Here is a 20,179-nt window from a genome sequence, read left to right on the forward strand (position 1 = left end):
GATTAAGAAATTTTTTAAAAGGATAAAATATTGTTGTTAATACGTCGTTAATTATTATATTGCAACCCTATTTTGAAATTATAAAATATGTTGAAATTCAAAAATACCCATCTATTTTCTTGTATCGCATTAGCGACAATTATGATTTCTTGTAATAACACCAGAAATTATGATAAAGTATCGAGAGCTACTGGAATTGATATTACTGGTAGAAAAGGTGGTCCTTCTTTTATGAAAGATTTTGTGAACGAAACAACCGGACCAGGTTTGGTTCCAGTTAAAGGAGGAACTTTTACCATGGGTCAAGTTCGTGAAGACGTGATGCATGACTGGAATAATACTCCAACGCAACAACATGTTCAATCTTTCTACATGGATGAAACTGAAGTTACAAACAATATGTACCTTCAATACTTATATTGGTTAAAGTCCAAATTTCCACCGTCTAATCCAAATTACAGCAACATATATTCAGGCGCATTACCAGACACTTTAGTTTGGAGAAACCCATTAGGTTTTAATGAAAGTATGGTTAAAAACTACTTGAGACACCCGTCTTATGCTAAATATCCTGTTGTTGGCGTAAATTGGATACAAGCGACAGAATTTAGTGAATGGAGAACTGACCGTGTCAATGAAAGAAGATTATCTGAAGAAGGCTATACCGAAAGAGATATTTATCTTAATAATAGTGATACCGTTCCTGCTTTTTCCACAGAGACTTACCTTTCTGCACCAAGTCAAGTCTATGGTGGAGATACCGATAAGACTTTGGGTGGCAAGGTTTCTCAAAACAAATTGAAAAGAGATAGCACGAGTGGTAAATACGTCAACCAAAAAGATGGTGTTTTACTCCCAGCTGAATATAGACTTCCTACCGAAGCTGAATGGGAATTTGCTGCTTTAGGGCTTTCTTCATTAAGAAACTACAATTCATATCGTGGTAAAAAGAAGTATCCATGGGATGGCAAATATACGCGTTCTGGTGACAAAAGATCACTTGGCGATCAGAAAGCAAACTTTAAGCAAGGCATAGGAGATTATGGTGGTATTTCCGGCTGGAGTGATGATAATGCTTCAATTACTGCACCCATAAAATCTTATGAGCCAAATGACTATGGTCTATACGATATGGCTGGCAACGTGGCAGAATGGGTCGCCGATGTTTACAGACCAAAAATCGATGAAGAATACAATGATTTCAACTACTTTAGAGGTAATGTCTACACCAGAAATGTGATAAATGATGATGGTTCAGTTGATATCTTAGACCCTAGTGAAGTTCAGTACGATACCTTAAGTGATGGTAAAATTGTCTATAGAAATCTTCCTGGCGAAATAGAAAAGGAAAAAATTGATGAAAAAGAAACCTATTTAAGAACTCAATTTAATAGAGCTGATAATAGAGATTTCAGAGATGGCGATAAGCAATCTTCAAGATATTTTGGCGTTACCGATGTCAGTGATGATGAGAGAATGTACAATTCCCCAAAACATCAAATAGAAGCTGATTCCACTGGTCTTAAAAGACAATATGATAAAAGTAGTGAAAGAACGACACTTATAAATAATAAAATTAGAGTTATAAAAGGTGGATCCTGGAGAGACAGGGCTTATTGGCTTGACCCAGCTCAACGCAGATTTTACCCACAAGATATGTCAACAGATTACATAGGGTTTAGAAATGCCATGTCAATGTCAGGTTCTGAAGCTGTACTAAATACTAAAATCAGGAATTAAATTTTATTAATTTTAATTCAAAAAGCCCTAATTTTACATTCAAATTAGGGCTTTTTATATTAATCAAATGGACATAAAAAAACTTCACAAATTATTTCTAGATAGTGATGGTATTTGTACTGATACCAGAAAAATTAAGAGAAAGCAACTATTCTTTGCTTTAAAGGGTGAGAACTTCAATGGAAATCACTATGCAGATAAAGCCCTAAAAAAAGGGGCTTTGAAAGCCATTGTAGATGAAAAGCAGGACAAAATGTCTGGAAAAATAGAAGTCTCAAACACCTTAAAAACTCTACAACATTTAGCCACTTTTCACAGAGACTTTTTAGAGCTTCCTGTATTGGCTATTACCGGCAGTAATGGCAAAACAACAACTAAGCGACTTATCCATGCTGTTTTAGAACAAAAATTTAATGTTAAATCTACAGAAGGTAATCTTAATAACCACATTGGTGTTCCCTTGAGCTTACTTCAATTGGATCAAAAAACAGAAATTGGTGTTATTGAAATGGGAGCCAATCACCAAAAAGAAATTGCATTTTTGTCTGAAATTGCAAGACCTGATTTTGGTTATATTACTAATTTTGGAAAGGCTCATCTCGAAGGTTTTGGTGGTGTAGAAGGTGTTATAAAAGGTAAAAGTGAGCTTTATGATTTCCTAAAAACGCATAAAAAAATTGCATTTGTGAATGCGGATGATAACAAACAAATGCAGAAGTTAAAGGATTCAAAAAAATTTAGTTTTGGCGAATCTCAACATGCAGACTTAAATATTTACTTTAAGTCGGCAGAACCCTTTGTTGAGTTAGAGTTTGAGGGCATCACTATAAAATCTAAGCTCATTGGTGAGTATAACTTTAGAAATATTGCTGCTGCAGTTGGTATAGGCTATTATTTTGATGTACCAGTTTTAAAAATTAAAGATGCAATACAAAATTTTGAAGCTAAGGATAATCGTTCTCAAATCAAAATCACCTCTAATAACACCTTGATTTCAGATGCATATAATGCAAATCCAACCAGTATGGAAGCTGCTTTGATGAGTTTTGACACCTATCAATCTGATTATAAAGTAGCTATTCTAGGTGATATGTACGAATTAGGTGAGGACGAAATTGAAGAGCATCAAAAAATTGCAGAGCTTACAAATCGCCTCGATATTGATGAGGTTTACTTTTGCGGTGAAATATTTAAAAAATCTATCAATCCTAATGTATATAATGTCTACAATAGTTTTGAAGCGCTTAAAGACAATTTAAATCACCACCCTATTAAAAAAGCACATATTTTAATCAAAGCTTCTCGTGGTATGGCCTTAGAACGATTACACGAGATCCTTTAATATGGCATCAAAAGTCAGCCTAAAAGATATCAATAAGATTGCTATTCCTGCTATCATAGCTGGGATAGCTGAACCACTTATTTCACTAACCGATATTGCTATTATTGGCAACGTCGATCTCAATCCCGTTGAAGCCCTTGCAGCAGTTGGTTTGGTGGGTTCATTTCTAAGTGCCATCATTTGGATTTTAGCCCAAACCAAAACTGCTATTTCGGCTTTAGTCTCACAACATTTAGGCGCTAAGAGGTTAAATGCTGTAAAAACGCTCGTACCACAAACAATTGCGTTAAACTTTCTATTAAGCCTTTTCATTTATGCCGTAACGGCTTTACTGGCTGAGTATATTTTTAAACTCTATCAAGCAGAAGGCTTAATTTTAGATTATGCCAAATCTTACTACCGTATCCGAGCTTTAGGTTTCCCCTTAACCTTAGTCACTTTTGCCATATTTGGGGTCTTTAGAGGTTTACAAAATACCGCTTGGGCCATGCGATGTAGTTTAACTGGAGGTGCGGTGAATGTCGTATTAACTTATCTTTTAGTTTACGGAATAGATGGTGTTTTTGATGGACTTCACCTCACAGGAGCTGCGATAGCGAGTTTATGTGCGCAGCTTGTCATGTTAATTATGGCATTGTATTATTTTTTTAAAAAAACCCCATTTCACCTCAAATTAAGTTTTAAAATTAATCCGTTACTCAAGCCTTTGATTAACATGAGTCTTAATTTATTTTTAAGAACGCTATCATTAAATGTAGCTATTTACGTCGCTAATGCCTATGCCACAGGTTACGGCAATAATTACATTGCTGCACAAAGCATATTGATGAATATTTGGTTGTTTTTTTCGTTTTTTATAGATGGATTCGCAAATGCTGGAAATGCAATTGGAGGAAAATTACTCGGTGAAAAAAATTATAAATCTTTGTGGTATTTAAGTATTGACATTTCAAAATATGCCATATTAGTAGCTGGTATTCTCATAGTGGTTTGTACAGTTTTATATGAGCCTATCGGACTTATTTTTAATAAAGATAAAGACGTTCTGAATTTATTTTACCAAGTATTTTGGGTCGTTTTGTTAATGCAGCCTGTCAATGCATTAGCTTTTGTGTTTGATGGGATTTTTAAGGGATTGGGCGAAGCAAAATTTCTTAGAAATATTCTTCTCATTGCTACTTTTTTAGGGTTTATCCCTACTCTACTCCTCACAGATTATTTTGAACTGAAACTTTATGCGATTTGGATTGCCTTTTTTATCTGGATGCTCATCAGAAGTTTAACTTTAATTTTTAAATTTAGACTCTCTTATTTGAATCGTATTTAATGGATTTATCAACAGTTTAACAAATACTTATTAGCCCTATCGCTAGAATTCTTTTAATTTAGTGATATGAATTTTAAATTCAAGCAAAGCGGTTACAGATTTGAGGCATACAATGAAGAGAATGTCTCGACTTTTGAAAAATTGTTTGATATTTTTAAAGAGCTTATCACCTACACTTCAGGCGATTTTGACGAAGCTATAGACTGGCTAAAAGCCTTAGATAAAGAGTATAATCTGACGACCGAAGACTACACGATAGAAGATTTTATAGAAGATCTTAAGAAAAAAGGCTATATCAAAGAAGAGATAAAACCTGACGGTGGAAATAAAATATCTATAACAGACAAAACAGAACAGGCTATCAGAAAACGAGCGCTGGAGCAGATTTTTGGTAAGTTAAAAAAAAGTGCTTCAGGTCAACATGAAACTTCCAAAAAAGGACTTCACGGCGAACCTTCTGGGGATTTGAGAGCTTACGAATTTGGTGATGCTCTAGATAGAATATCACTTACTGAAAGTTTTAAAAATGCACAATCCAGACAGGGTTTGTCAAATTTTAATTTAACTGAAGAAGATTTAGTTGTTCAAGACAGTTATCACCGAACGCAAATGAGCACGGTTTTGATGATAGACATCAGTCATAGTATGATCCTCTATGGTGAAGACCGCATTACGCCGGCAAAAAAAGTTGCGATGGCACTGGCGGAATTAATTACCACAAGATATCCAAAAGACTCACTTGACATTATAGTTTTTGGCAACGATGCTTGGCCTATAAATATAAAAGATTTGCCATACCTCAATGTTGGGCCTTACCACACCAATACAGTTGCAGGTTTGCAACTCGCTATGGATTTATTAAGACGGAAACGTCAAGCCAATAGACAAATATTTATGATCACCGATGGTAAGCCTAGTTGTTTAAAAATGGCTGACGGCACTTATTATAAAAATAGTGCCGGTCTCGATCCATTTATCACTGGAAAATGCTATAATATGGCAGCTCAAGCGAGAAAACTTAATATTCCCATTACAACTTTTATGATAACATCAGATCCTTATTTGCAACAATTTGTAGATCGTTTTACAAAATCAAATAAAGGTAAAGCCTTCTATTCTGGACTTAAAGGTTTGGGTGAATTGGTATTTAGAGACTACGAACAAAACAGAAATAAAAGAATGAAATAACATGAATATAGAGAAAATTAAAACCTTAGGTGAGCTCAAATCACATGGCTATACATCAAAATCTGTAAAAGATGAATTAAGGGATAATTTAATAGACAATATTAAAAACAATGTCAATAGTTTTGAAGGGATTGTAGGTTATGAAAATACCGTCATACCACAGGTTGAACGAGCCATATTATCAAAACATAATATTAATCTTTTAGGCTTAAGAGGTCAGGCTAAAACGATGATTGCTCGCAAATTAATTGGCTTATTAGATGAATATATTCCTGTTGTAAAAGGGTCTGAAATTAATGATGATCCGTTTCATGCTATTTCAAGACATGCTCAGGAATGCATTGAGGAATTAAAAGACGATACACCTATTGAATGGCTTCACCGTAATGATAGATTTTCAGAAAAATTGGCTACCCCAGATGTAAGTGTCGCTGATTTAATTGGAGATATTGATCCCATTAAGGCTGCAAACATGAAACTCAGTTATGCTGATGATCGTGTTATACATTTTGGTATGATACCACGTGCTAACCGTTGCATATTTGTCATTAATGAATTACCAGATTTGCAAGCTAGAATACAAGTCGCTTTGTTTAACATTTTACAAGAAGGTGACTTACAAATTAGAGGGTTCAAGTTTAGGTTTCCAATGGAAATTCAATTTGTGTTCACCGCCAATCCGGAAGATTACACCAACAGAGGTAGTATCGTCACGCCTTTAAAAGATAGAATTGGTTCTCAAATCTTAACCCACTATCCTAAAAATATTGAAATCGCTAAAGACATTACTCAACAAGAGGTCAATATTACTGAAGATCAAAGTCACATTAAAGTTTCTGAGATTGCACAATTACTCTTAGAACAAATTAGTTTTGAAGCAAGAAAAAGTGAATACATTGATGTTAAAAGTGGTATAAGTGCAAGATTAAGTATTAGTGCTTACGAAAATTTAGTCAGTACTGCAGAAAGACGTGCTATGATCAACGATGAAGCAAATACAGTTATCCGGTTAGCCGATTTTAATGGTATTCTTCCAGCCATTACAGGTAAAGTAGAGTTGCTCTATGAAGGTGAACAAGAAGGTGTTGAATATGTCGCACAAGGTTTAATTGAAAACGCTATTCTCAGTCTATATAATGTCTATTTTCCAGAAATTAAAAAACTTGAAAAAAAGGATGAAAAGAAGCCTTACGATGATATTATAAAATGGTTTTCTGGAAATGAAGGCCTTGAGATTTTAGACGACAGTCCAGATAGCCTTTATAAAGAAGAGTTATCTAAGATAACACCTTTAAAAAAGTTTGTCCATGAATATCTAAAAGAACCACCTGAGGACAGTCTCTATTTTTATATGGAGCTAGTGCTGTGGTCACTGACTATTCACAAAAAGTTAAGCAAACGTCGCTTTGATCAAGGTAGTCAATTTGAAGATCTTTTTGGAGATTTTATAAAAGGGATTTAGGTTTAACGTTTTCCATTATAACCATTTAGACCTCACAGGTTTTTGAAACCTGTGAGGTCTTCTAAATTTTGTCAATCTGGACTCATTTTAGATTAAATTCCTCTTGTCAATCTGAACTTGTTTCAGATTCTAAAGTGTTTTCTTAACTTCTACTTCTTGGAAGGCCTCTATAATATCGCCAATTTTGATATCATTATAGTTTTTGATTTGCATTCCACAGTCATAACCTTTAGACACCTCTTTAACATCATCCTTAAAACGTTTTAAAGCAGCCAATTCGCCTGTATGAATTACAATACCATCTCTAATCAATCTTATATTTGATTTCCTATAAACTTTACCGGATGTAACCATACAACCTGCAATTGTGCCGACCTTAGAAATTTTGAAAGTTTCTCTTATTTCTGCATTACCTGTCACCTCTTCTTTAAGTTCAGGAGAAAGCATACCTTCCATAGCATCTTTAATGTCGTTAATGGCATCATAAATGATGGAATAAGTTCTAATATCAATTTCTTCTTTATCGGCTAGACTTCCAGCAGCCCCGGCTGGTCTTACATTAAAGCCTATAATTACTGCATCAGAGGCTGAAGCTAGCAACACGTCACTTTCTGTGATCGCGCCTACACCTTTATGGATGATATTGACTTGTATTTCGTCAGTAGTTAACTTTTGTAAACTATCTGATAAAGCTTCTACCGAACCATCAACATCAGCTTTGAGGATAATATTAAGTTCTTGGAAGTCACCAAGAGCAATTCTACGGCCGATTTCATCTAAAGTGATATGCTTCTGGGTTCTAACACTTTGTTCACGAAGAAGTTGAGTTCGTTTTGAAGCAATTTCCTTAGCTTCTCTTTCGTCTACCATCACTTTAAAGGTATCACCCGCCTGAGGTGCACCGTCTAATCCGAGAATAGATACCGGTGTTGAAGGACCAGCCTCTTTTATTTTATTGCCACGTTCATCTTGCATGGCTTTAATCTTACCAGAAGTTGTTCCTGCTAAGATATAATCTCCTACTTTAAGTGTTCCTGTTTGAACCAAAATTGTAGAGACATAACCTCTACCTTTATCTAAATAAGCCTCTACAACTGTTCCTTGAGCTAGGCGATTTGGGTTGGCTTTTAAATCCAATAGTTCAGCTTCAAGTAAAACTTTTTCAAGTAAGTCGTCAACTCCTTCTCCTTTTTTGGCAGAGATATCATGAGATTGAATTTTTCCACCCCAATCTTCGACTAATAAGTTCATATTGGCTAAAGACTCTTTAATTTTATCAGGATTTGCCGTTGGTAAGTCAACTTTATTAATCGCAAAAATTATAGGCACACCAGCTGCTTGGGCATGCGATATTGCTTCTTTGGTTTGTGGCATCACATCGTCATCAGCCGCAATGACAATTATAGCGATATCGGTAACTTTAGCACCTCTGGCTCGCATAGCTGTAAACGCCTCATGGCCAGGTGTATCTAAAAATGCAATTTTCTGCCCAGAGCTAAGTTCAACACCATAAGCACCGATGTGTTGGGTAATGCCACCACTCTCACCGGCAATAACATTCTCTTCTCTAATATTATCTAACAATGAAGTCTTTCCGTGATCTACATGACCCATAACCGTAACAATAGGCGCTCTAGGTTCAAGATCTTCTTCTTTGTCTACTTCTTCAGGTTCGATATCTTCCTCTTCTTCACTGTCTACAAATTCGACCTCAAATCCAAATTCTTCAGCCACAATGGTCAAAGTCTCAGCATCTAGTCTTTGGTTCATTGTCACCATCATACCTAAAGTCATACATGCTGAAATAATTTCTGTTACCGAAACATCCATCATGCTTGCTACCTCATTGACTGTAACAAACTCAGTAACCTTCAGTGTCTTACTTTCTTTTTCTTGCTGGTCGAGCTCTTCTTGAGATTTTTGGCGGTGTTGTTCTCTTTTTTCTTTTCTGTATTTAGCACCACCTTTCCCTTTTTTAGATTTTCCTTGAAGTTTTTCTAGAGTTTCCTTAATTTGCTTTTGTACTTCTTCCTCTGTAGGTTCTTCTTTGGTTACTCGCTTAGATTTTTTGCCTTTAGATTTTTTACGTTTATCAAAATTAGGTTTATTATCATTTTTGGTAATTCGTTTACGGCGTCTTTTCTTTGATTGATCAGAAGATTTTTTCTTGTCCTTTTTCTTAGGTTTATCTTTAAATTTATCAAGATCAATTTTTTCACCAGTGACATTAAGACCTTTAAGTTTTGTGTATTTGGTCTCTATTTTTTCAGTCTTTGCATCCTCAGTTTCTTCTGCTTTATCTTGTTTATCTTCAGTTTTGTTTTGATTTTCCTCAGAAGTGGTTTTAGCTTTAGGTTTTTTTTGTGATTCAGATTTAGTCGTTTCCTCTTTAGAGTCTTTAGTTTTTGACTTGTCTTTGTCTAAGTCAATCTTACCAACGGTTTTAGGCCCAGAAAGTTTGGCTTTTCTTTCTTTTTCTTCTTTTTCTTCAGCGGCTTTTTTCTCCTGTAGGGCTTTTTCTTCTTTTTCTTTTTGCTGCTTTTCTTCTTGTTGCTTTTTTCGCTCGAGTTCTTTTTCTCGAGCTAAGCGTAACATTTCTTTCTCTTTTTTGAGTTCTTCACTTACTTCTTTGGACTCAACTCGCTTAGATTTGTCTGTTTCAAATTCATCGTATAAGACATTGTATATTTCGTCAGATATCTTGGTTGTTGGTCTTGCATCAATATCGTAGCCTTTAGATTTTAAAAAATCTACTACCCTATCTAATGAAACATTAAACTCTCTTAATACTTTATTTAATCTAATTTTTTTGACTTCTGCCATATATGAGTTTACTAAATTCTTTTATCACTATTATACAAAGATTACTTTAAAATATTTAATCTTCAAACTCTTCTTTTAATATTTTTACTACATTAGAAACAGTTTCTTCCTCTAGATCTGTTCGTCTCACCAAATCTTCGATAGACTGTTCCAGTATACTTTTTGCGGTATCGAGTCCAATTTTTATAAATTCTTGAATAACCCAATCCTCAATTTCATCAGAAAATTCGCTTAATTCAACATCTTCATCTTCAATCCCATCTCTGAACACTTCAAGCTCATAACCTGTTAATCGACCGGCTAATCTGATATTATGGCCACCACGACCAATAGCTTTTGAGACTTCCTCCGGCTTAAGCGTAATTTCGGCTACTTTTTTGTCTTCATCTATTTTTACGTTCATCACTTTAGCAGGACTTAAAGCTCGCGTAATATACAAATGAATATTGTCAGTATAGTTAATGACATCGATATTTTCATTTCCTAATTCTCTAACAATGCCATGAATTCTGGATCCTTTCATCCCAACGCAGGCTCCAACAGGGTCTATTCGATCGTCGTAGGTATCTACGGCAACTTTTGCTTTTTCACCTGGAACTCTAACAGCTCCTTTGACATTAATCAAGCCGTCAAAAACTTCTGGGATTTCTTGTTCAAACAATTTTTCTAAAAATTTTGGTGAAGTCCTTGACAAAACTATAATCGGCTTATTGCCTTTGAGTTCAACTTTATCTATAACTCCTCTTACACTATCACCTTTTCTGTAAAAATCAGATGGGATTTGATGTTCTTTTGGAATGATGAGTTCATTGCCGTCATCGTCTAAAAGGATGACCATATTTCTTCTAACGTGATGAACTTCTGCAGTATATATCTCACCGATAAGGTCTTCAAAATATTTGAATGTATTGGTGCTATCGTGTTCATGGATTTTTGAAATCAAGTTTTGTCTTAAAGCTAATATGGCACGACGACCTAAGTGTGCTAATTTCACTTCTTCTGATACGTCTTCACCTACTTCAAAATCCGGTTCAATTTTCCTGGCATCTGTGAGGGATATTTCTTGATTTTCATTTTCAACTTCACCGTCATTAACAACAATTCTGTTTCTCCAGATTTCTAAGTCTCCTTTATCTGGATTTATAATAATGTCAAAATTGTCATCCTCGCCGTATTTTCTTTTTAGAGCATTTCTAAAAACATCTTCAAGGATACCCATCAAGGTAACACGATCGATTAATTTATCGTCTTTAAACTCTGAAAACGAATTGATTAAATCAATATTTTCCATCTTAATTTTTATTAAACATTAATTTGATACTAGCTTCTTTTATTTCTGTAAAAGCAAAAGTTTTATCGTATTTTACAGTCATTTTGCCTTTGCCTTTTGGTTTTTTCTCACGAGATTTCCAAGTTAATCTAATTTGGTCATCATCAACTTCAACTAATCTGCCCTCGACATATTGGGAATCGGTTTTTAACTTTACTTTTCGACCGATATGCTTTTTATATTGTCTCTTATCAACAAGAGGCTCATCTGCTCCAGGGGACTGGACTTTAATAGAAAAATCGTATAGGTCTCGGTCTAGGGCAGATTCTATTTTTCTACTGATTTCAATACAGTCTGATATATTTACAAGATCCTCTCCATCTATTGTTAAATTGATATCTAGAGCATCAGATATATGCTGATTAATGACAAATAAATCTGATCTTTCTTCAAGAATTTTGGAGATCGTTTGCTCTATAATTGCCTTTGCCTGCATAGTCTTATAAAAAGAGGGGACAAATTGTCCCCTCATCTTCAAATTTGTTTGCAAATATACGATTATATTACGATTCTAAAAACTTTTAAGAATTAGATATTTTTTGTAGTTTTATTAACAAAAATTCAAACCCAAACCCATGAAAAAAATTCTTGTTCCTACAGACTTCTCACCTGAGGCAGAAAACGCTTTAAAAGTTGCTGCACAAATTGCAAAAAAATTTGATAGTGAAATATTCCTATTACACATGCTAGATTTGCCACTAGACTTAATTGACCCCGCACAACCAAAGGGCACTGGCGATCTGCCAGAAGCTATTTTCTTTATGAAGCTTGCCCATCAAAGGTTTAACAAGATCATGAGAAAAGACTATTTAAAAGGCATAACAGTTCACGAAACTGTAGAATTTCATGAAGCTTTTGACGGTATTATGGAAATCAGCAAAAAGCACGATTGTGATGTCATTATAATGGGGTCAAGTGGGGCTGATGGTTTGAGAGAAATTTTTATTGGGTCGAATACCGAAAAAGTTGTCCGTCACTCTAATATTCCTGTTCTTGTCATTAAAAAAGAAATACCCTTATTTGAAGTTAAAAAGTTTGTATTTGCAACAGATTTAGACCCCGAAACCATAAATACGTTTAAAAACGCTATTGATTTTGCACACAAGCTTGAAACTACAATTGAACTTGTTATGGTTAATACAGCAAGTAAATTTAAGACAACCGATGAAATTGATGATAAGCTAAAGACTTATACCAAAGATATTGATAATGCCGATTATCATTTTAGTGTTTACAACGATGTGAATGTAGAGACTGGAATTTTGAATTATGCAAAAAAAATCAATGCTGATTTAATTGGCATTAGCACCCATGGTCGACAAGGTATAGCGCATTTTATCAATGGTAGTTTAAGTGAGGATTTAGTTAATCACGCTAAACGCCCAATTGTCACTTTTAAAATTTAAGCGTGTAAGACTAATAGCGGCGTTTGTTGGTTCAATTTTTTAGCATTGAGTTGGCTGAATATTTGATTACTTATGCTTAAATTTTTAGCCATAAACATGATCATATCTGCATCTAAACAACCATCACAAATACCATTTTCGCCTTTATTTTCGATAGGTTTGAATTGATAATTTATTTCTTTAAAAGTTTTAGAAATTTTATGCTTATTGGTTTTTTGAAACATTAAATTGTTTAACATTCGGTTGGGAACTTCTAAAATTGACAAGTTTATGGTTTTCCAAAAATTTAATTTACTGATCGTTTTAAAATATTTGTGTTGAAAAGAAGTACTGTAATCTAATGGAAATACGATGCGCCCGGGTATTTTTATGACTGAATTTTCAAAAATGACAAGGATTGGGCATTTAATTTTAGTGACAATATCATAAGTGTTTTTACCAAATTGTCTGTTTTTATCTGAGGTTATCCCTTTTCCACCCATAATAATCATATCGATACTGTTCTTTTCAATATAATTTCTTACAGCATCTACAAGATTATTTTTTATAAAGACTTTGGTAAGGGTTTGATTTGGTTTTAACCTTTGCTGTAGTTTTTCGGTATTTGAAGTCAGCGCTTTATGGCGTTGGCTAGAACAAACTCCTTCACAGGCTGAACCTTTACAAGGCTTCATGGCATGAAATAAAATGAAATGTACATCTTCTTTACCAAAAAAATTCAGCGCATAATCCTGCATTATTTTGGCATTTTCAGAAAAGTCGGTAAGCAATAATACCTGCATAAACTCCATTATAGATGTGCAAATCTAATGGCTAAGCTTATGCTACAAAATGATATTTATCAGTTTTGAAAAAATAGATTAAGAAATTTGTTCAAGTCTTTCAAAATCTAATACTTTAATGTTTCGACCTTCAATTTCGATAAGTCCTTCTTTTTTTAATTTTGAAAGTGTTCTGATTAAACTTTCTTGAGCGATACCGGCTACTGCTGCCAGATCGGCTCTTGAAATTCTTATTTGTCGAAGTTTATTGCGTTTAAGTCGCTCAGTAAATAAAATGATGGTTTGTGCCGTTTTTCGCTTTACAGAACTATAGGCCATATCAAGTAGTTGATTTTTGGTATCTTTCAAGTTATGGTCTAAAACGTCAATAATATCATAAAGCATATTTGTATTTGCATCTAAAAAGCGTTTAAAATCTGTTTTTGGGATACAATACAGCCTTGTGGGTTCCAAGCATTCTGCAATTTCTTTTGAAGTATTTTGTTTAAATGTAAAATCGCCAAACACATCTTCTGTTTTATACAAAGCTGTAATTAGTTCTTTGCCATTTTCATCTATCATGTAAGTTTTTACAACACCTTTTTCAACCATATAAAAGTAATTTGAACCTTTATGACTATCATACACAACCTCAGAAGTTTCAAAAGATTTCAATTCATAACTTTTCAGGTGATTTTTTAATTCATCAAAATTACTTAATTTGTAGTTGTTTTTTTGGACATTGTCACGTTGTTGAAGTATTGCTGTTTTGGCTAATCGACTTTCTATGGCACTTATCAACTCTTCTTCTTCAAATGGTTTTGTCAAGTAGTCATCGGCTCCTAAATCCATACCTTTTCTGATGTCCTTATGGTCTGTTTTTGCAGAGAGAAAAATGAAGGGAATAAATTTTGTGTTTGCATCTTTGGACAAGGTCTCTAAAACACCGTATCCATCTAGTTCAGGCATCATGATATCGCATACGATAATATCTGGCTTGAAGCTTTTAGCCTCTTCTACTCCTTTAAGACCATCATTTGCGGTTTGTACTTCATATTCTGAGAGTTCTAGAATTTCAGCAGTATTTTCTCTTACTGTAATATCGTCTTCTATTAATAAGATTTTTTTTGCCATTAGTTATCGTGTTTTATTGGAAGTTTTATTTTAAATGTAGACCCTTTATTTTCTTGACTTTCAAATGAAATTTCTCCACCTAAATTATCTAAATGTACTTTAATGATATTTAAACCAATTCCGGTACCTTGATTAAGCAATGCATTCTCTGCTCTAAAGTAGCGTTCAAATATATGCTGCTTATCTTTATCTGGGATACCGATACCTTCGTCAGTGATCTTACAATTTAAATACTTTTTGTCAATATTAATATCTAAAGTTATTGTAGTATCTTCTTTTGAATACTTGATCGCATTGTTAAGCAAGTTAGACAGAATCAACTCCAAAACATTCCGATCTTGATATAACTCTACATCTTCTATATCCTGAGGATAATTGATAATTTGACCTGATTTAAGCGTTACATTGGCGTTGTAAACGACTTCATTAATTAAGTTTAATAAGCTAAAATGATCAAATTTGTAAGTAAACTTTCCAGACTCCAGTCGCTCTACAGATAGAAAGTCATTGAGAATACTAGTTAAATAATGCACTTTATTTTTGATAGTATTCAGATGTTTATCTCGCTTATCTTGTTGCTCAGTTTTAGTATATTTTTTAGCTAAGGTAGATGATGTTAAAATTCCACTTAAAGGGGTTTTAAACTCATGAGAAACCAAGGATAAGAATTTCGTTTTTAAATCATTGAGCTCTCGCTCTTTTTGCAATGCTGTTTTTATGCGGGCTTCGGCTTGTTTTCGCCGCATTATTTCATCTTTAAGTAAATCATTGAGCTCTGATAATTCATCTACACTCGTTTTCAAGTCTTTGGTGCGTCTTTGGACTTTCTCTTCTAGTGAAGCGTTTAGTTCTAATATTTGTTGCTCTGTTTTGACCCTTTTTGTTATATCTGTAATTAGAGTCATGACATATTTTTCGCCTTCAATTTCAAACGGATTTAGACCTGCTTCTACAGGAAACGTTTCCCCTGATTTTTTTAAACCAAATATTTTACGTCCGGCACCCATTTGGCGGGGTTCATCTTTTTTAATAAATGATTTGACATGTTTATCGTGTTTACGATGAAACTTTTGAGGAATGAGTGTATTTATGTGTTGATGTTTCAATTCGATTTTATCATAGCCAAACATCTTGGCCGCTGCCAGATTAAGGTCAACAATTTCTTGTTTTGTGTTGACAATCAAAGCTCCTTCAGAAATACCATCGAATAAAATAGAGAACACATCAGAATCTGATAACGTAAAAGGTTTCAATTTTAAAAATTTGTCACCAAAAATAAGAATTTATTAAATAATCATTCAGTAAAAAATGAAATATAAATTTAAATTTGAGGTTCACTCAAATATCTCTTATCTTGCGATATTGATCTCGTTTTTGTCTATTAAATTTTGTCATGAAATTACTGAAATATACTTTAATACTATTTTGTTTTAAACTGTGTTTATCGCAGAATTATACCAGTTTTTACACAGGTAATCCCAATAATATTGACACCAATCCGCAATTTGGGATTTGCCTTATGGGTGGCGCCAGTGAAAATGACAACGCAATGCAGTGGTTTCTAAATCTGGCAGATGGTGGCGATATTGTCGTATTAAGAACTTCAGGTACAGATGGTTATAATGATTATATGTTTAATCAGCTTGGAGTCAATCTAAACTCAGTAGAAACCATAAGAATAGACCAAGCGCAAGGAGCGACAGAAAATTATGTTTTACAACAAGTTGCAGAGGCTGAAGCCATTTGGTTTGCCGGTGGCGATCAAGCCGATTATGTCAATTATTTTAAGAATACAGCTTTAGAAGATTTACTCAATGACCATATCAACATCAAACAATATCCTATTGGTGGTATTAGTGCTGGGATGGCGATTTTAAGTGAATTTTATTTTGATGCCTTAAATGGGACAATAACTTCTATCGAAGCCTTGTCAAATCCCTTTGATCCTAAGTTGTCCTTGGGCACTTCAGATTTTATTGATGCAAATGTTTTATCCAACACCATCACTGATACACATTACGATAATCCCGATAGAAGAGGCCGTCATATGGCTTTTATGGCAAGGCTGCAAGATCAAATCGGAGAACGCGTTTTTGGCATAGGTTTAGATGAATTTACAGCAGCCTGTATAAACCAGAACGGTATCGCTCAAATATATGGTGATTTTCCAAACTTTAATGATTATGCCTATTTTATTCAAATCAATTGTTTAGACACGACTTCACCAGAAAGCCTTAACCCAAATCAAGCCTTGAATTGGAATCTCAATCAAAGTGCAGTTAAGGCATATAAAGTTGCAGGTACTTCAAATGGCACCCACACTTTTGACCTCAATACTTGGGAAACTGGCAATGGCGGTCAATGGGAGAATTGGTGGGTTAATCAAGGTAATTTTCAATCTCAAAATGCTTCGCCTATTGATTGTGAAAATCTTTCCACTGTCGAATTTGACGATGAAAGTGTTCAGCTTCATCCTAATCCTGTTCAAAATCTACTACAAATAAGCGCTGACCTAAGCATAAAAAAGATTGAAGTTTACAATATTAATGGTGAAATTTTAAAAACTAAACATCTTAAAACAGACCAAACACAAGTTCGTTTCAATGGTTTTCCAAAGGGAATTTACTTAACCAAAATTTATTTTATTGATAAATCTTTAACAGTTTACAAAGTGGTCAAAAATTGATTGTAATTATTAATTTTTAATCGCTTTACTAAAACGTAAGTCCAAAAATGAGTGCACCATCTTGCCAACCTCCATTATATGGCACAACATAGTCTAATCTGAGAAATCTGAATTTACCAAAGCCTAGACGATCTAGACCCACAGATAATTCATGATAGGGTGATTGACCATTTATAAATAGGGATTTTGCTGCTAAGATTAGATTACTTTTAAGGTATTTTAATAAGGGCAATCTATTCATTACAAGTCCTTCAAAATTATGTTCTACTTGTATTTGATTGTGGCTTTGATTAGTTGAACGCTCATAGTAGGGTAGTAAATTAAATTTATCTAAGAAGTCTCCATCCAAAACTACACGAGTTTGATTGCCGTTAAAATGTTTGTAGTCTAAAAAGCTAATGTCATCTGCATTCAAAAATACACCACCATCAATACGGTAACTTAATTTCCCAAACCTAGATAAACTCAGTCGTTGTCTCAAATTTATATTAAAAAAGTCGTAATCATAACCCTTTTGTGTCGAGCCAAAAGCTTTTTGATAATTAAATCGAAGTGTTGGGTATTTTTGAGAAAAGTTATTGTATTTACCACGTGGTGTTGTCGTGTAGGTTTGGTCAAATCTTATTCTAGCATTTAGTTTAAATTTTAAAATATGATGCGTTGGGAATAAAATTGAACCAAACGCTTCTGGTGCTAAAGGATTGTTTGAGGTAAATCCGCCATTATCATTGCCAAAAACATGTTCATTTCTTTCGTTAACTAAAGCTTTACGACGTTGATAAGAAAGGTTTGCCATTGCCCTTATACCGTTGACAATCTCTTGAGAATATGCAGCCTCAATAAACTGTCTATCATAGAGTTTTAAATAGTTTTCTTCAAAAAAAATAGCTGCAACATTAAGTGCTATATTCGATGTCGTATTAGACGAATTGATTTCGGTAGCTTCTACACCACCACGCAAGGTGAAGTAAGGTCTCGAAAAATTATTAAACTTTTTGGTAAAATACCCAACAGCTCTCAGCATTTCGTCCGACAAACCATAATTAAGACTTGAACCCACACGCCAATATTTATCAAAAGTATTTAATGTATCGCGTTGGGTAAAGTTAAAGTTTGTACTAGCATTAAAGCCTTGGACAGTATTGAAATTAAGATTGTCTAAACCGACTACACCATCATAGCTAAAATGCCTGCTGTCGATAGTGTTTTGCCAACTATAGCCTAAAATTGGGTCTAGAATCTTAAATTGATTTCTGGCTTGATCTATAGAGTCTTTGTACTTTTTGGAGTTTCTTACAGTTTGTACACTATCTTTCTTTTTGTAGTCCTCAATTTCTTCATTTGTTAACGGTAATGGTCTTGCCTTATTCCAAAACAAACTATCCTTTTGGTTAGCGTATCGCTCAAAAGAAGTAATTTCTTTGCTAAAAAATCCATTTTCAAAACCGGGATTAAACTCATAGTTAGCATAAGAGGCTACAAACTGACCAGAACCAGAAATACCCAATATTTTCCAATTGAACTTAAAACTTTGAGAGAGTAAAACCCAAAATTTATCTTTAGCATTATAAGTAAAATTCTGTTTAAAATTTAATTTTTCTAAAGGCGTAACATTTATAGACTTACCATTTGTATTTAGGTCTACACCGTAAAGCTCCCAAGTCTCATCCACAATAAAAATTGAACCAGAGAACACTCTGTCGTTTTTACGCTTGGGGATGACTTTTATTTCATTGATTGCAAACCCATTGTCATCATAAAATATGCCTTCGAGTTTGTATCTGTAATAGTCAAACGCAAAATCGGCGATAGGTGAGATCAAATTGACATTAATCTCTAATGTATTTTCATAAAAACTCAAGTTAAAATCTTGCGCTGAATTAAAACTAAAACCATTATCATCACCACTTACCTTAGAGGCCGTAATATTTTCCTTAAAATTATCAGGAGCTTTAAACGCAATTTCTGAAACAGTCTCACTTAAATAAACAATCCCACTTCGCGTAGAGTCTAGTGAACCTCCTAAATCCCCAATTTCTTGTCCGAGAATCCTTTCGGGGACATTCTGCACTTTCCACAAACCTTTAGAATAAAAATCAGCTTGGTAGGATAGTCGTTTAGATAAATTAATTTCACGTTGTTCTATCGCTTGTTCAATTATTTTATCAGCCGGATTTTCATCAGACTTGACAACCACTTCAGCTAAGCTTGTAGCAATCGCTTTCATGATAATTTTTGGATTATCCTGTTTTCTAAGTTTAGTGATAGGAATTTTTTGAGTTTTATAGCCTAAGTATTTGAAGACAATATCTCTTTTACTGAAATCTTCTACATCTAATTCAAATCTACCGTCAAGATTGGTTGTCGTACCTTTGTATGTCCCTTCTATATAGACGTTGACATTGGCTAAATTTTGATCTAAACTATCTACAACTATACCTTTAACTGTTTGTGCTTCAGCAAAAAAGACACTAAAGATAATTCCTAAAAATACAAATTGTTTCAATAGAATATTATTAATTATTGAAGGCTTTTTTAACACGATCTAGACGCCTTTTAGTGTCTCGTTTTTTAATATCTTCACGCTTATCGTATAGCTTTTTACCTTTACAAAGTGCAATGACAAGTTTAGCAATACCTCTGTCGTTAATAAATAACCGAAGTGGAATAATAGTCAAACCGGTATTTCTAACGTCTTTATATAGTTTTTTGAGTTCTTTTTTTTGCAATAAAAGTTTACGCTCACTTTTAGGGTTGTGGTTAAAATGTGTCGCATGCGAATATTCTTGAATATGCATATTAATGACAAACAATTCACCATTGTCGTTAAATTCACAAAAGCTTTCAGCAATTGAAGCTTTTCCAGATCGAATAGATTTAATTTCAGTGCCAACAAGCTTGATTCCTGCTGTATATCGATCCAAAATTTCATACTGAAATTTGGCCTTTCTGTTTTTAATATTGATATTATTACTCATGT

General features: G+C 33.9%; 15 protein-coding genes. 7 read left to right on the top strand and 8 right to left on the bottom strand.

Translation table 11 applies throughout. The features are described from left to right. Window positions 1-87 precede the first annotated feature (87 nt). The 5 genes from gldJ (at window position 88) to FCN74_RS07720 (ending at window position 7,059) form a co-directional block, all read left to right on the top strand. Window positions 88-1,740, top strand: a complete 1,653-nt coding sequence (gene gldJ, locus FCN74_RS07700; protein ID WP_138932021.1) for a gliding motility lipoprotein GldJ — start codon at window positions 88-90, stop codon at window positions 1,738-1,740. Window positions 1,741-1,807: 67 nt separating this feature from the next. After that, window positions 1,808-3,082, top strand: a complete 1,275-nt coding sequence (locus tag FCN74_RS07705) for a UDP-N-acetylmuramoyl-tripeptide--D-alanyl-D-alanine ligase (RefSeq protein WP_138932022.1) — start codon at window positions 1,808-1,810, stop codon at window positions 3,080-3,082. A gap of 1 nt (window position 3,083) precedes the next feature. Then, on the top strand, window positions 3,084-4,409 hold the full coding sequence (locus FCN74_RS07710; protein WP_138932023.1) for an MATE family efflux transporter: 1,326 nt from the start codon (window positions 3,084-3,086) through the stop codon (window positions 4,407-4,409). A 66-nt stretch (window positions 4,410-4,475) separates the two neighbouring features. After that, window positions 4,476-5,597 carry a vWA domain-containing protein gene (locus tag FCN74_RS07715; protein WP_138932024.1) on the top strand — a complete coding sequence of 374 codons (1,122 nt, stop codon included), beginning with the start codon at window positions 4,476-4,478 and terminating at the stop codon, window positions 5,595-5,597. A gap of 1 nt (window position 5,598) precedes the next feature. Continuing rightward, on the top strand, window positions 5,599-7,059 hold the full coding sequence (locus FCN74_RS07720) for a P-loop NTPase family protein (protein WP_138932025.1): 1,461 nt from the start codon (window positions 5,599-5,601) through the stop codon (window positions 7,057-7,059). 129 nt (window positions 7,060-7,188) lie between these two features. Here the strand turns inward: FCN74_RS07720 and infB are convergent, their stop codons facing one another. From infB to rimP, 3 genes are read right to left on the bottom strand one after another with little or no spacing between them, the layout of a single operon-like run. Further along, on the bottom strand, window positions 7,189-9,882 hold the full coding sequence (gene infB / locus FCN74_RS07725) for a translation initiation factor IF-2 (protein ID WP_138932026.1): 2,694 nt from the start codon (window positions 9,880-9,882) through the stop codon (window positions 7,189-7,191). 55 nt (window positions 9,883-9,937) lie between these two features. Then, the gene (gene nusA / locus FCN74_RS07730) at window positions 9,938-11,173 is read right to left on the bottom strand and encodes a transcription termination factor NusA (RefSeq protein WP_138932027.1); all 1,236 of its coding nucleotides are present in this window, start codon (window positions 11,171-11,173) and stop codon (window positions 9,938-9,940) included. 1 nt (window position 11,174) lies between these two features. After that, window positions 11,175-11,648 carry a ribosome assembly cofactor RimP gene (gene rimP / locus FCN74_RS07735; RefSeq protein ID WP_138932028.1) on the bottom strand — a complete coding sequence of 158 codons (474 nt, stop codon included), beginning with the start codon at window positions 11,646-11,648 and terminating at the stop codon, window positions 11,175-11,177. 139 nt (window positions 11,649-11,787) lie between these two features. Here rimP and FCN74_RS07740 point away from each other — a divergent pair, with 139 nt between their 5' ends. Next, window positions 11,788-12,618, top strand: a complete 831-nt coding sequence (locus FCN74_RS07740) for a universal stress protein (protein ID WP_138932029.1) — start codon at window positions 11,788-11,790, stop codon at window positions 12,616-12,618. Here the strand turns inward: FCN74_RS07740 and FCN74_RS07745 are convergent. The 3 genes from FCN74_RS07745 to FCN74_RS07755 all read right to left on the bottom strand — a co-directional run bounded on the left by FCN74_RS07745 (window position 12,615) and on the right by FCN74_RS07755 (window position 15,766). Continuing rightward, window positions 12,615-13,400, bottom strand: coding sequence for a universal stress protein (locus FCN74_RS07745; protein ID WP_171047141.1), 786 nt, complete (start codon window positions 13,398-13,400; stop codon window positions 12,615-12,617). The two genes, FCN74_RS07740 and FCN74_RS07745, sit on opposite strands and share 4 nt — an antisense overlap. A gap of 78 nt (window positions 13,401-13,478) precedes the next feature. Continuing rightward, window positions 13,479-14,513 (bottom strand): response regulator, encoded by a 1,035-nt coding sequence (locus FCN74_RS07750; protein WP_138932031.1) that lies wholly within the window; start codon window positions 14,511-14,513, stop codon window positions 13,479-13,481. Beyond that, the gene (locus tag FCN74_RS07755; RefSeq protein ID WP_138932032.1) at window positions 14,513-15,766 is read right to left on the bottom strand and encodes a PAS domain-containing sensor histidine kinase; all 1,254 of its coding nucleotides are present in this window, start codon (window positions 15,764-15,766) and stop codon (window positions 14,513-14,515) included. The genes FCN74_RS07750 and FCN74_RS07755 overlap by 1 nt, the downstream gene beginning before the upstream one ends. Window positions 15,767-15,906: 140 nt before the next feature. Between FCN74_RS07755 and FCN74_RS07760 the strand changes: the two genes are divergently transcribed. Then, window positions 15,907-17,199, top strand: coding sequence for a T9SS type A sorting domain-containing protein (locus FCN74_RS07760; protein WP_138932033.1), 1,293 nt, complete (start codon window positions 15,907-15,909; stop codon window positions 17,197-17,199). Window positions 17,200-17,227: 28 nt separating this feature from the next. Here the strand turns inward: FCN74_RS07760 and FCN74_RS07765 are convergent, their stop codons facing one another. Together FCN74_RS07765 and smpB are read right to left on the bottom strand one after the other, a co-directional pair. Next, the gene (locus FCN74_RS07765) at window positions 17,228-19,705 is read right to left on the bottom strand and encodes a DUF5686 and carboxypeptidase regulatory-like domain-containing protein (RefSeq protein WP_138932034.1); all 2,478 of its coding nucleotides are present in this window, start codon (window positions 19,703-19,705) and stop codon (window positions 17,228-17,230) included. A gap of 10 nt (window positions 19,706-19,715) precedes the next feature. Beyond that, entirely contained in the window at window positions 19,716-20,177 is a 462-nt protein-coding gene (gene smpB / locus FCN74_RS07770) for an SsrA-binding protein SmpB (protein WP_138932035.1), read from the bottom strand. Window positions 20,178-20,179: the final 2 nt, after the last annotated feature.

The organism is Mesohalobacter halotolerans (assembly GCF_006120725.1).
GTDB lineage: Bacteria > Bacteroidota > Bacteroidia > Flavobacteriales > Flavobacteriaceae > Psychroflexus > Psychroflexus halotolerans.